Raw genomic sequence first — 14,298 nt, forward strand, 5'->3', positions numbered from 1 at the left:
CATGACCGACTCCGCGGATCGTACGGCGGACGGCGCCGACCGGGTCCAACGGGCCCTCCGCACGCTGCTGGAGGAGCGCGACCGCCTGCGGCAGGAGAACGAAGCCCTGAAAGCGGGCCGCGGCGAGCCGATCGCCGTGGTGGCCATGGCCTGCCGCTACCCGGGAGGCGTGTCGTCGCCCGAGGACCTCTGGGACGTGATCCGCGGCGGCTCCGACGTGGTGGACGGGTTCCCGCAGGACCGCGGCTGGCGGGACGTGTTCGACCCGGACCCTGACACGCTCGGCAGCTCGTACGTCCGTCACGGAGGCTTCCTGACGAACGTGGCCGACTTCGACGCGGAGTTCTTCGGCATCAGTCCACGGGAGGCACTGGCGGTCGACCCGCAGCAGCGCCTGCTCCTGGAGACGTCGTGGGAGGTCCTGGAGCGGGCGGGCATCGTCGCCGCCGACGTGCGCGGGGCCGACGTCGGTGTCTTCTCCGGAGTCAGTTCCCCCGAGTACGGGGCGCGCTTCCTGGAAGGCGGCAAGCACGAGCTGGAGGGGTACTTACTGCACGGCAGCACACTGAGCGTCGCCTCCGGCCGGGTGGCGTACGAACTGGGGTTCACCGGACCGGCGATGACCGTGGACACGGCGTGTTCGTCGTCGCTGGTGGCCCTGCACCTGGCGGTGCAGTCACTGCGTTCGGGCGAGTGCTCACTCGCGCTGGCGGGCGGGGCATCGGTGATGTCGACGCCCGCGATCTTCGTGGAGTTCTCCCGACAGCGCGGTCTGTCGGCGGACGGCCGCTGCAAGGCCTTCGCGAACGGAGCCGACGGAACCGGCTGGGCCGAGGGCGTGGGGGTGCTGCTGCTGGAGCGGCTGTCCGACGCCCGCCGCAACGGCCACCCGGTGCTGGCCGTCCTGCGCGGTACCGCGGTGAACCAGGACGGGGCCAGCAACGGGCTGACCGCTCCCAACGGCCTCGCCCAGGAGAAGGTGATCCGGCAGGCACTGGCCAACGCGGCGGTCGCGGCCACCGAGGTGGACCTGGTCGAGGCCCACGGCACCGGAACCGTGCTGGGGGACCCCATCGAGGCAGGTGCTCTGCTGGCGACCTACGGACAGGGCCGGGCCGAGGGCAGGCCCCTCTGGCTGGGGTCCCTGAAGTCGAACATGGGTCACGCCCAGGCCGCCGCCGGTGTCGCCGGTGTCATCAAGGCCGTGATGGCCATGCGCCACACGTTCCTGCCGAAGACCCTGCACGTGGACGCGCCCTCACGGCACGTGGACTGGTCCTCCGGCGCGGTCGAACTGCTGGAGGAGGGACGTGAGTGGATCCGGGAGGACGGTCCGCGGCGGGCCGGAGTGTCGTCGTTCGGAGTCAGCGGCACCAACGCGCACGTGATCCTGGAAGAGGAACCGCCGGAGCGGGCGGACGAGTCCGGTCCGGGACCGGCCGTCGCCGGCGGGCTGGTGCCGTGGGTGGTGTCCGGCAGAACCGCGAAGGCCCTGGAGGGGCAGGCGCGCAAACTACGCGATTTCATCGCCGCCGATCCGGGCGCCGACATCGCCGATGTCGGTTGGTCGTTGGTCTCGGGCCGGTCGGGCTTCGAGCATCGCGCGGTGGCCCTGGGGCGCGACCGGGACGAGTTGCTGAGCGGTCTGGCGTCGTTGGGCGACGGCGCGGAGTCCGCCGGGGTCGTCCGTGGTCCCGCCGGAGACCTCGGCGGCATCGTCTTCATGTTCCCCGGGCAGGGATCGCAGTGGGTCGGCATGGGCCGGCAGTTGTACGAGGCCTTCCCCGCTTTCGCGGACAGTCTCGACGAGTGCGCGACCGCACTGGCCGAGTGGGTCGACTGGTCGCTGCTCGACGTGGTGCGCGGAGTACCGGGCGCACCTTCGCTGGACCGGGTGGACGTGGTTCAGCCGACGCTGTTCTCGGTCATGGTGGCCACGGCGGCCCTGTGGCGGTCCTGGGGTGTGGAACCCGCCGCGGTGGTGGGACACAGCCAGGGCGAGATAGCCGCCGCCTACGTATGCGGTGCGCTGTCGCTGCGCGACGCCGCCAAAATCGTGGCGCTGCGCAGCAAGGCCTTGGTGGCTCTGATCGGTCACGGTGGAATGGCGTCGGTCGCGGAATCCGTGGATCTCGTGGAATCACGTCTGGCTCCGTGGAACGACCGGGTGAGCGTCGCCGTTGTCAACGGCCCCCGCTCCGTGGTGGTTTCCGGAGAACCGGACGCACTCGACGAATTCGTGGAGAAGATGAAGGCCGAAGGCGCTCAGGCCCGGAGAATATCGGTTGACTACGCCTCTCATTCCCACCAGGTGACGGGAGTCAGGGACCAGGTGATCGGACCGCTGTCGGACTTGAACCCCAAAACCTCGACGCTGCCCTTCTATTCGACCCTGTACGGCGAGAAAACCGACACCGCGGAGCTGAACGGCACCTACTGGTACAACAACCTGCGCAGAAAAGTCCTCTTCGAATCCTCCGTCCGGCGGCTGGTCGACGACGGTTTCCGAGTGTTCATCGAGATGAGCCCGCACCCCGTTCTGACCGTCCCGGTCCAGGAGATGACCGAGGAAGTGGACGACGCGGTGGTCCTGTCCTCGGCGCGGCGGGACAGGGGAGAGGTGGACGCCGTGGTCGGCTCGCTGGCCCAACTGCACGTCCGGGGCGGCGCCGTGGACTGGGGTGCCCTGCTGGGGACGCGCCGGCGGGTGGATCTGCCGACGTACGCGTTCCAGCGGCAGCGGTACTGGCTGAACTCCTCGCACGGGGCGGTGGCGACCGAGGCGGCCCCGGTGGAGCTGCCGACAGCCGATGATCACTCCGTCCCCCTGCCGGACAGGCTCGCCACTCTCCCCGACGGTGAGGCGGCGGCACTTGTGCTGGGCCACGTCCTCGAAAAGGTCGCCGTCGTGCTGGGGCACCCCTCTGCCGAGACCATCGATCCCGACCGGGAGTTCGGTGACATGGGATTCGACTCGCTGCTGTCGGTGGAGCTGAGCAAACGCCTGGCGGCGACGACCGGAATCCAGCTGAGGGCGAATGTGGTGCTGCGGTACCCGACACCGAGACTGATCAGCGGGCACATCATCTCCTCGATGGCCGACCGGCATCCGCAGTGACCTCATTGCGTTCCGGGGGGCTTTTCCGCCCCGTGTGACTGTCCCGTCGGCGGGACACCGCACGTTCGACCGTGGTTTGTCCCGCCCCGGCACCTGGTTGCCTTGACCGGCTGACCCACTTCCGTGAAGGTGGAGGCGATCTGCGAATTCCTCCGCTTCCCAAGTCTGTTTGTTGAGGGGTTGATCCGTTTGCGTTCGTTCGATGCGCCGTCCGCGCATAAAGGATTGTGGCTGGCGCAGAAAATGTCTCCCGACACGCTGAACCATGCGTTGACCATGTGGAATGTGGACGGGGAGCTGGACGCGGCGGTCATGGAATCCGCATTCCTGCATGTGATGGGCGAAGCGGAAGTACTGCGCATCAACTTCAAGGACGACGCCGGCGGACTGCGGCTCGTGCCCCGCGAATTGGGGGACTGGCGGCCGTTCTTTATGGATTTCAGCGCCGAGGCCGATCCCGAGCAGGCGGCGCGCGAAGCGCTGGCCGACAAGCTGCGGCAGCCGTTCGACCTGGAGCGCGATCTGCTGTTCCGGCTGGGCGTGGTCAAACTCGCCGCCGCCCGCTCTCTCATGGTGATCGTCTACCACCACCTCATATCGGACGGATACGGCGCGGGCGGCCTGCTGTCCCGCCGCCTCGCCGAGGTCTACACGGCGCTGGTCCGGGGTTCGGAGATACCGGAGTTGCCGCACCCGTGGGACGCCGAGTCGTTCGCGGCCGAGGCAGCGGAGTATCACGCGTCCCAGAAGTTCACCGACGACACGGAGTTCTGGCGCGACTACCTGCGGGACGCACCGCCGCCCGCGCAGGTTCCGCGTGTCCGGTTGTCCGACGCGGCACGGTCCGCGCTCTCCGAACCGATGAGCAACGCCGACCGCTGGGGAGAACTGACCGACTCCATCGGGGTGGTGAGCCGGACGCTGACCGTTCCGCGCGCCGAGGCGGACACGTGGACCGAGGCCGCGAAGTCCATGGGCGTGTGGATGTCGTCGGTACTGACCGCGGCCGCGGCGGTGTTCTTCCGGCACCGCTGCGATCGTCCTGAGCTCATCCTCTCGCTGGCCGTGGGCAACCGCGTGGGGGTGGCGAGCAGGACGCCCGGTCTGGCCGTGAACGTGGTGCCGGTGCGGACGAGGGTTCCGCTCGGTGCGACCTTCACCGAGATCGCCGACGCGATGGTGGACGAGACGTACAAGATCTTCGGTCAGACCGCCTGCCACTACTCGGAGATCCAGCGCGCGAGCGGAACCGTCCTGAGCGGTCGCGGTAGCTTCGGTGCCGTCATGAACATCGTGGAGTTCGCGGAGCAGCTCCACTTCGCCGACAAGCCGGCGCACTACTTCGGCGGGACCAACGGGGCCTTCAACGAGTTGTCGATCAGCGTCGGCACCGACGGGAACCCCGACAGCGACCTGTACTTCCGGCTCGACGCCCCCGCGGACCTGTACTCGCGCCCGGAACTGCGATTCATCGGCGCGGAGCTGATCGCGTACATCCGGGCCGTGATGGCCGCCGACCGGCAGCTGGCGGTCGGCGCGCTGGACGTGGTGAGCGGTGACGAGCGGGCCCGCGTGCTGACGGCACCGAACGACACGGCCGTGCCGCTGCCGGGGCTGACGGTTCCGGAACTGTTCGCCCGCCAGGTGGAGCAGACTCCCGAAGCCGTCGCGGTGGTGTCCGGGGACTCGGCGGTTTCCTACCGGGAACTGGATGAGCGGTCGGGCCGTCTCGCCGAGGCGCTGCGACGCCGGCACGTCGGACCCGACGCGGTCGTCGCGGTGGCGATGCCTCGGTCGGTGGACCTGGCCGTCGCCCTGCTGGGGGTGGCGAAAGCGGGCGGAGCCTACCTGCCGATCGACTCCACGCTCCCGGCGGAGCGGATCACGTCGATGGTCGGTGACTCCTCGGCGCGCGTGCTGCTCACCGACGCGACGACAGCCGAAGCGTTCTCTGCCGATCCGGATGTTCCGGCGATCCTGTTCGACGACATCTGCTCGGAGACCGCCGACGGTGAAGGCGACGGTGTCCGGGAGGTCCCGGGTCCGCCGCACCAGGACAATCTGCTGGCTGTGATGTACGGCTCCGAATCGACCGGTGTGGCCGCGGGAGTCGCGGTGACGCACCGGAACATGGAGCGGTTCGTCCTGGATCGCCACTGGCAACAGGGCGGTCACCGCACCGTGTTGTGGCATGCGCCCCACACGGGCGACGCGCTCGCCCTCGAACTGTGGGTGCCTCTGCTGAACGGCGGCCGGGTGGTCGTGGCTCCTCACGGGCAACTGGACATCGATGCGCTGACCGAGTTGCGAGCGGCCCACCAGTTCTCCACGGTGTGGCTGCCGGCGGCCCTGTTCTCGGAGATCGCGGCAGAACGCCCCGAGTGCGTCGCCGGGTTGCGCGAGGTGTGGACCGGTGGTGACCGTGTGCCCGCGGCCGCGGTGCGACGCCTGCGGGAGGCCTGCCCCGAGCTGACGATCGTCAACGGTCACGGCCCGACGGAGACGACCGTGTTCGCCGCGGGCAACCGCCTTGTCGCGGACGAACCGGTGCACCACGCGGGCGCGGTAGGCCGCCCGATGGACAACACCGCCCTCTACGTGCTGGGACCGGGTTTGGCGCCGGTCCCCGAGGGCGTGACCGGAGAGCTGTACGTGGCCGGAACCGGCGTGGCGCGTGGCTATGCCGGGCGCCCCGCGCGGACCGCCGAGCGTTTCGTGCCCTGTCCGTTCGGTCCGGCCGGCGGGCTCATGTACCGCACGGGTGACCGGGTGCGGTGGGGGGCCGACGGCCGGCTCGAGTACGTGGGCCGGGGTGACGCCCAGACCTGGATACGGGGTGTCCGGGTCGACATGACCGAGGTCGAGGAGGCGCTGTCCGAGCACTCCGGGCTGGCCCAGTCGGTCGTGGTCGCCGGCAAGGACGACTCCGGGCAGCAGCGACTCGTTGCCTACGTGGTCCCGGTGGGCGGCCGTGACCCCGGGGCCGGCCCCTCGGCCGAGGAACTGCGCCGGTTCGCCGCGGGGCGGTTGCCGGAGTTCATGGTGCCGTCGGTGTTCGTGGCTCTTGAGCGCCTGCCGGTCACGGCCGGCGGCAGGGTGGACCGGACGTCGTTGCCGGAGCCCGCGTCGGATGACGGGCAGCACCGGGCACCGCGCAACAACACCGAGCGGGTTCTGGCCAAGGCGTTCGCCGAGGTGCTCGAGTTGGACCGGGTGGGCATCGACGACGACTTCTTCGACCTCGGCGGCAACTCGCTGCGGGCCATCAGGCTGGTCGGCCTGATCCGGGCGGAACTGAACCAAGAGGTCTCCATCCGCATGTTGTTCGCGGTACGCACCATCGCGGGTCTGTCCGACATGTGGAAGGACCTCGCCCAGTCCAGCAGGCCGGCTCTGCGCAGGAGGACGAAGGACGGCGAGGTCCTCTGAGCGTTGTCCGTCGCGCAGCCGCGGAGTTCGTGGGGTGCGGTGAGGTAGGCCGAGCACCGGTCGACGATGCGAACAGCGCATCGCACATCCATGCCAGCGGGAGGCATTTCTATGAGTGATCGTGAACATGAAATCTACGACGTGGTCGGCATCGGGTTCGGTCCGTCCAACCTGTCGCTCGCCATCGCCCTGGAGGAACACGGGGCGAATGGTCTGGGGAATGAGATCAGCACTCTCTTCTTCGAACGTCAGTCCTCTTTTGGCTGGCACCGCAACATGCTGCTGCCGTCGGTGACCATGCAGATCTCCTTTCTCAAGGACCTGGTCACCTTCCGCAATCCGACGTCGAGTTTCAGCTTCGTCAAGTACCTGCACGCGTCGGGGCGGCTCCCGCAGTTCGTCAACAACCAGGACTTCTTCCCCACGCGCCAGGAGTTCCACCAGTACCTCGAATGGGCACAGGCACGGGTGGCCGATCGTGTCGAGTACGGCTCGGAAGTGACGTCGATCCGGCTGCCGCCGGGCGCCGATCCGGAGGAGTCGGACCGTGTCCGCCTCGAGGTGGCGGATGCCACGGGCCGGGGCAAGCGCGTGGTCGAGGCTCGGCACGTGGTCATCTCGACGGGCCTGGCCCCGAGCATGCCCGACGGGATCGAGCGTGACGAACGGGTGTGGCACAGCTCCGAGTTCCTGGAGAAGTACCGCCGGATGAACCCCGCCGAACTGCGTCGGGTGGCGGTGGTCGGGGCGGGCCAGAGTGCCGCCGAGATCACCAGGTTCCTGTACGACGAGCTTCCCCACGCACAGGTGTGGTCGGTCCTGCCGTCCTACGGCTACTCCGTGGCGGACGACACCCCCTTCGCCAATCAGATCTTCGACCCCGGGGCCGTCGACGACTACTACTTCGGAACCGAGCAGACGAGGGAGGCGTTCTGGCGGTACCACCGCAACACGAACTACTCGGTCGTCGACGACGAGGTGATCCGGGATCTGTACCGCAGGGCGTACGACGACGACGTACGAGGTATCAGCCGCCTCGAGTTCCTCAATCTGACGAGGGTCACCGGTGTGAAACGAGTCGGCGCCGAGACCCGCGTCTCACTGCAGGCGGGACCCGACGGCGAGGTGCGCGAACTCGACTTCGACGCACTCGTCTGCGCGACCGGCTACAACGCGATGGAGCCCACAGGCCTGCTCGGCGATCTCGACCGGCACTGTCTGCGTGACGAGGCGGGCCGGTACCAGGTGGAGCGGGACTACCGCATCGTCACCGCCCCCGACCTGCGGTGCGGCGTCTATCTGCAGGGCGGTACCGAACACACGCACGGCCTTACCTCCTCGCTGCTGTCGAACATCGCGGTACGAAGCGGTGAGATCGCCGACTCGATCGTCGCCCGGCGCGCGGCACAGAGCGCCGAACGTGCGGTTCCCGCCGAGGTCGGAGGCGACATCCGCTGAACGCCCGCAGCGGGGGCCGGGCGCAGCACGCCAACTCCGCCGCTGTGCCGGTTGGCGTGCACTCCGCATACTGCTTCCCTCGCGCCCGGGCCGGCTCTGTCCTGCCGATCGCGCCTGATCACTACATGCCCGCAGCGTACGTAAAAGGGGTTTCTGGATGAGTAGTTCGCCGGCGGAACGGTGGATACGCCGCTTCCGTGACGACGACGGGTGCGAGACGAAGCTCGTCTGTTTCCCCCACGCCGGCGGCTGGGCGAGCGCATACCGCACCTGGCCCCTGGGACTGCCTTCGGACATCGGCGTGCTCGCAGTCCGGTACCCGGGCAGGGAGGACCGTATGGGCGATCCGTTCCCGTCCGGGCTGGAAGCCCTCGCGGACGACATAGCCGACGCGCTCGGTGAGTTGACGCCGCATCGGCTGGCGCTGTTCGGCCACAGTATGGGGGCTTCGGTGGCACACGAGGTGGCGCTCCGCCTCCAGGAACGGGGGGAGCCGCCGGCCGCCTTGTGCGTGTCCGGCAGACGTCCGACGCACGAGCTGGACGGCCAGCGGAAGTTCTTCGGCCCGGACGAGAAGCTCGTCGCGGACATCGTGCGCGCCGACGCGAGCCGTGCACCGGTCTTCGCGGACCCCGAGATGCGGGAGCTCGTGCTCCCCGCGGTCCGCGCCGACTGCCGACTGGTGGACGACTACCCCGGTGGCCCCCGGCCTCCGCTCGACTGCCCGGTTTACGGCTACACCGGTGACAGGGATCCCGAAGTGACCGTGGAGCGGATGCGCGGCTGGGCGGACCTGACGCGCGACGCCTTCAGGCTGCGCGTGCTGCCCGGTGGGCACTTCTACCTCAGGGACGAGGAGACCGCGCTCCTGGCGGACATCGGTGAGGTACTGCACCACATCAAGTACCGAACGGAGGCCGCCTCGTGACGCGTACGGCAGAGCGCCTCATCCTCGGCCACCGGCGCTGAAGGTGGTGGCCGCCGGGAGTGTCCGTCCATGGCGGTGAAAGCCACGGGGTCCGCACAACTCAGGAACGCGGACCCCGCCTCGTCGGCAGAACCGTTACGGCAGGCGGTTCATGAGGTCCGCCGTCTGCGCGTGCCGGGTGCATCCGCGCCCGGCGAACGACTGCACCACCCGCTCGCGGACCTCCGGGCGCTGTTCCTGGCTGAGCTTGAACATGGACTCGGCCTTGGTGACCCGGACACGGAAAGCGCCCACCGCGGGCACTATCTTCCGGAAGTAGCCGAGGGATTCAGTCATGTCCCAGCTGTCGCCGAATTCCTTCTCGAAGGCCTGCACCGTCGCCTGTACGACACCCAGCGTCTCCTCCGTCGTCTCGATCCTCTCCACCACTCCGTGCACGTGCACCGAGGTGAAGTTCCATGTCGGGGCGGCCGGCGAAATGTCGTAGACGGAGGGCGAGACATAGGCATGCGGACCGGTGAACGCCAGCAGGACCACTGTCCCGGTGTCCAGCGCCGCCCAATGCGGATTGGCCCGGTTCATGTGACCCAGCAGAGGCATACCGGCCAGGTCCGCAGCGGGTTTTCCCTCCCACTGGGGGTCGGTGATGACCGGAAGGTGGGTGGCGAATGGCCCGTCAGCGGGAGTTCCGTTGCTGGACATCAGCGCCAGCGGGTTCTCGTGCAGCAGATCGACTATCCAGGAGACGTCCGGTTCTCGGTACTGACCGGGGACGAACATGCGGCACTCACCTTTCGTGGTGTGACCAGAACAATGACATTGCGAGTTCGTGAGTCGCGGCAATGGTGCGGCGATTAGTCGACGAACCCGCTGTTCTGTCCTGCCGGCGGGACAAGGAGACCCCTATCGTGGACCGCCTGTCGCCTCCGGCGCAATGAAGAGGGGAGTCATGCCGAGGAAATTTCTGCGGGAACAGAAATGAATCTTCTGGCGGTAGTGAGTGCTCGGGGGAAATCCCTATTCCACTGGGATGCCCGGCCTGGAGTGCACTCATTTACCCCGTCCGGACTCGCGCCCGTATGGCCAGTGCCGCCGGATTAAATAGAATTGCGATGAGAGGCGTGGCGCCGACTGCCATGGTCCGGTGCGCGACGAGGTTGCCGCACACCGGTGCCGAAAGCGCGGCCCTGGACACCGGAGCCCTCGACGATGTCCAGGGCCGTGCCCTCACGACGAGGAGGCGCCGGACCGCTGCGGGGTGTTCTTGGCGGCGACGCGGGAGTGCCGTGCGGGGAGGTAGATGCGCCGGGGCTGGCTCTGGGGCGCCGGGGTGAGATGCCGGTACGCGTAAGCGGCGGAGACCAGGGCCATGTGGTGGTACCAGCCGGGAAGGGAGCGTCCCTCGAAGTCGAGCAGTCCGAAGTCGCGCTCCATGGTCGTGACCGACGCGACGGTGGCGGTCCGCAGCGTGGTGAGTGAGACCACCTCGTCGAGGCGTCGGTGAGTCAGGTTGGTGATCCACAGCGGGCCGGTGCGGTTGTCCGGCAGCATCTCGGTGAACAGCCGGTAGGGGTGTTCGGGCAGCCCCGCCGTACGGGTTCCGGGGACAACGACCAGCGCCGACTGGACGCGGACGCGTTCCTGCTGTCCGCCCGGTGCCGTGACCAGGACGGTGTCGGGGCTGCCGCCCGAGGGCAGGTGGGACTTGGCGCTGACGAACGCCGGGGCGCTCGGTGAGCGTTCGACGACGGGGTGGACCCGCAGGGTGGGTGGCACAGCGATGACGAAGTCGTGCCCCCGCTGGCTGAGCGCGCGCAGGAAGAGCCCGGTGTCGGGGTCGTCGCTCAGGTCCACGACGACGGGCGGGGGAGTGAGGTCGGTGCGGGACGTGAGCGTGTCGACCAGGTCGAGGGCCTGGATCTGGAGAGAGCGGTAGTGCATGGTGTCCGGGATGCGCGCGCCGCGGCGCAGTTCCGGGTCCTCGGTCCACTGCGCGGGCAGATGCAAGCGCCAGTCGACGGGGACGGGCACGGTGCCGATGTACGCGAACGCTCCGATTCCGAGCTGGCAATTGAGGGTACGGCCGGTGAAGGAATCGAAATAGCGGTGCACCCCGACGGATCGCTCGCCCCGTTTCGGCAGGACCGCCCGGCCGATCGTCCAGGCGGAAGGAGTGCCGTGCCCCTCTGCCCAGTGGGTCAGCTCGTGCATGACCGGGTCCCAGTCCCACGGGCTGATGCTGATGAACTGCCGTAACGACTGGGCGGCGGTAGGTGAGTTGGAGACGGCGTCGGCGAGGCGGCGGACGGACTTCTTTCCCGGCGTGACGAGCAACCCGAGCAGATAGGCCTCCGCCCATCTTCGTTGGTCGGCTCGTCGCAGGCTACTGAAAATGTTCCCCGAAAGGGTAGTTAAGGACGCGTTAAGACTTTGCACTCCGTGCCCCCGTTGGTAGAAGTCGCTACGACCTATGAGTTGGAGCCTAGCCTCGCCGCAATCCCTCCTGTAGGTCCCGGAGCAGGGCCCTTCGATCGGGTGTCCTGTCGCCGGGACGTGGCGCGGTCCCGACGCGGCGCACCGGTCGGCAGTGGTTCATCCGTGAAGCGTCACGGTGCATTGATCTTCCGGCCCGCGGAGCGCCGGGTTGTCGGCACGTGAGCAGAGAGCCGATTGCATTCTGTGTATTGACAAGTAATCAGGACGTGAACGGCTGACGGTTCTACCGATGTGGTTTCCCTGGGCACCGGGCCTGTCGCGGCAACCGCCAGCTTGCGGTGGCGCCGGCGGGCTGAGGGAGCAGCCAACTGGGGTGACGGCCTGTCAGGTGGCGTGCTGGGCGATGCCGTCCCGATCAGGGCGTGCGGCGGCACAGGTGTCAACGCGGCTTCTGGGCCTGTGGGTTGAGACGTTTCCGTCTCCCCGAACGCGCCGCGTCCAGGGGCGCGGAGTCTGCGGGAACGGCGGTCGCCGAGGACGCCGGCCGACGGTGCTGGGGGCGACACTGCGCGAACTTCGACAAGTAGTACCGACGGGCGCCAGGTTCCTTGCCTCCCAACAGTTCCCGGGTTCTACTCGGACAGACGTTTGGAAGGAACCGCCCTGGTCCGAATTCGGTCAGGAGGCGTCGGCGGGATGCGCCGGCAGCAGCCTCTGTGACCTGCGGGATTGTGGGCGATGTGAACGGGGGATAGTGATTTATGGACATATTCGACAGATGTTGGTTGCGGGACTTCGAGGCATCTCCGACAGATGTGCCGAATGGCCTCTGTTTCGGGCGTCGCGTCGTCGATCGCCCCGAATGGTCCGGAACGCGGACGCCGATCCGAAGACAAGATGCGGTTTCGTGGCGCCGACGGATTGAGCCATCAGTCGCTTGAGAGTTACTGAAACCGATCTCATCCGATTCGGTAAAGAGTCGGAAAATCATGCCGGTCGGTCGGCTGTCACTTTTTGTCCAGTCGCGCGTCGTGACGCCTTGGGGCGACCGGCGCCGGGCAAACATCACTGCCACATTTCTGTGGCCATTCACAAAACCCTCTGTCTGTCAGCTGCACATTTGTGTGGAGGTATGGTGAGCAACCAGAACGGGGACCTTGGGGGCGGCGAGGCTGTGCTCTTCCGTAGAAGCCCACAGGCGGCATCTCGGCAGCGCGGCAGAGCCATCGGCGATGAGCTACGGGCAGGTCAAGTGCTCACGACCAACGTGGGCCTGCAGATATCTGCCGGCCTCGCCTTCGAGGACTGGGAGCGTGCTGGGCGTCAGCTTTCGGGGATTGTCAATTCCTCTTCCTGGTGGCTCGGCGACTGGCTCGTATATGGCAAGGACCACTACAGCGACCGTTACGAGCGGGGAATTCGCGCGGCCGGGCTGCAATATCAGACCCTTCGGAACTACGCGTGGGTCTCCCGGCGATTTGATCTGCCGCGGCGGCGGGTGGCACTCAGTTTCCAGCACCACGCCGAACTGGCCTCTCTGCCGGTCGACGAGCAGGAACGGTGGCTCGACCGGGCCGAGCAGATGCGGTGGACCACCAAGCAGCTGCGCGGGGCCCTCCGTCTCGCTCGTGAGGACGAGACGGAGGACGTGACGCAGACCGAGTCGACTCGGCGGTTCGCGGTGCCCGGCAGCCGTCTCCAGTGGTGGCACAAGGCCGCGGAGCAGACCGGGATCGACTTCGAGCAGTGGGTGCTGGCGACACTCGACAACGCTGCCAAACGGGTCCTGGCGGAAGAGGTGGCGGCTCAGGCCGGCGTCAGCGCCTGAGCGATGCCATGAGCGGATGGCATGGGGCGGGCTCGGGTTCCGGACGGAGCGCGGGTCTGCCCCATCGTCACGTTGAGGTCTGCTGTGTCCCACTGGGCGCGGCCGCACTGGTGACGTCTGACGTAGGAGACCTCCCCGGCTTCGAAGGGCTTCGGGCGTACGCGCCGTACGCAACGGTCGGACGCGGGTGCGGAGCCGTGTAGCAGATAGGAGATTAGAAGACGCGACACATCGCGTCAATCCGCGAGTTTCGGTCAGGGCCGGATCGCGAAAGCGCCGACAACGGGCGCGGGATCAAGCACCGGAGAGGGCGAAGCTCCCGGCATGCCCTGAACGGGGACGCCCGTGCAGCGGGACCCGAGAAGCCCGGTAGACCACGGTGGTTTTCGGGCGCCGGGCGCCGGCCAGAGGGAGCGGATCCGTGCGCGTGCAAGGCGGTTGCAGGCGAGCCCGGCCCCCCCGTACCAGGCGGACCGGCTCCTGGTGGGGGCGAGTGAGCGGCCGCGTATCCGCACCAGCCACTTCGCTGCACTCGGCCCGCCGAGTCGAGGCCCAGGGACGACGCCCTGGTGGACACCTCGATCGCGGGTGCGCGTCAGGACGCGATCAGCAGGGGTGGGCCGCCCGGCTCGATGACGCGCCGTGGGACGGTGTCCTACCTGCCGCGGCCCGTTCAGAGCGAGTTCGCGTACTGGCGCACCAGTCGGGCGACGAGGTCGTCAGTGCTGTGCGGAAGCCGTTCCGCCGCGCACACCCCGTGCAGGACGCCGCGGCCCCGCCCGCCGGGGTGGACGCCCCGCCGGGCGGGGCCGCGGCAGGGACCGCAGTGGCGCGCACCCTTTCCGCGAGGCCCGCGTCGGCTCCGTGACCCGCCGAGGTGACGGACGGGCGAGGTGCCGGACGGGCGACGACCGGGCCACCGCCGAGGCGGCCGCCTTGCGCGGCGCCGCGCAACGCGTCGCCGCACCCGCGTCGTCGTGACCCGGGTGGGGGGGGGGGGGGGGGGGGGCGCCCCCCCCCCCCCCCCCCCCCCCCCCCCCCACCCCCCCCACCCCCCCCCCCCCCCCCCCCCCCCCCCCCCCCCCCCCCCCCCCCCCTACG

General features: G+C 68.6%; 7 protein-coding genes. 5 read left to right on the top strand and 2 right to left on the bottom strand.

Annotation, left to right across the window (positions count from 1 at the left end; translation table 11 throughout):
• The first annotated feature begins 1 nt into the window (after position 1).
• The 4 genes from ACIBLC_RS32265 to ACIBLC_RS32280 all read left to right on the top strand — a co-directional run bounded on the left by ACIBLC_RS32265 (position 2) and on the right by ACIBLC_RS32280 (position 8,933).
• Positions 2-3,118 carry a type I polyketide synthase gene (locus ACIBLC_RS32265; protein ID WP_399214885.1) on the top strand — a complete coding sequence of 1,039 codons (3,117 nt, stop codon included), beginning with the start codon at positions 2-4 and terminating at the stop codon, positions 3,116-3,118.
• A gap of 129 nt (positions 3,119-3,247) precedes the next feature.
• Entirely contained in the window at positions 3,248-6,547 is a 3,300-nt protein-coding gene (locus tag ACIBLC_RS32270) for an amino acid adenylation domain-containing protein (protein ID WP_399214924.1), read from the top strand.
• A gap of 111 nt (positions 6,548-6,658) precedes the next feature.
• Positions 6,659-8,005, top strand: a complete 1,347-nt coding sequence (locus ACIBLC_RS32275) for a lysine N(6)-hydroxylase/L-ornithine N(5)-oxygenase family protein (RefSeq protein WP_399214886.1) — start codon at positions 6,659-6,661, stop codon at positions 8,003-8,005.
• Between the two features lie 157 nt (positions 8,006-8,162).
• The gene (locus tag ACIBLC_RS32280; protein WP_399214887.1) at positions 8,163-8,933 is read left to right on the top strand and encodes a thioesterase II family protein; all 771 of its coding nucleotides are present in this window, start codon (positions 8,163-8,165) and stop codon (positions 8,931-8,933) included.
• A 135-nt stretch (positions 8,934-9,068) separates the two neighbouring features.
• Here the strand turns inward: ACIBLC_RS32280 and ACIBLC_RS32285 are convergent, their stop codons facing one another.
• Positions 9,069-9,713 (bottom strand): FMN-binding negative transcriptional regulator, encoded by a 645-nt coding sequence (locus ACIBLC_RS32285; protein ID WP_399214888.1) that lies wholly within the window; start codon positions 9,711-9,713, stop codon positions 9,069-9,071.
• Between the two features lie 447 nt (positions 9,714-10,160).
• Entirely contained in the window at positions 10,161-11,369 is a 1,209-nt protein-coding gene (locus ACIBLC_RS32290; protein WP_399214889.1) for an IS701 family transposase, read from the bottom strand.
• Positions 11,370-12,621: 1,252 nt separating this feature from the next.
• On the opposite strand from ACIBLC_RS32290, the gene ACIBLC_RS32295 reads away from it, so the two are divergent.
• Positions 12,622-13,197 carry an LmbU family transcriptional regulator gene (locus ACIBLC_RS32295; RefSeq protein WP_399214890.1) on the top strand — a complete coding sequence of 192 codons (576 nt, stop codon included), beginning with the start codon at positions 12,622-12,624 and terminating at the stop codon, positions 13,195-13,197.
• Positions 13,198-14,298: the final 1,101 nt, after the last annotated feature.

Source organism: Streptomyces sp. NPDC050535 (assembly GCF_044457665.1).
In the GTDB taxonomy this organism is placed as follows: domain Bacteria; phylum Actinomycetota; class Actinomycetes; order Streptomycetales; family Streptomycetaceae; genus Streptomyces.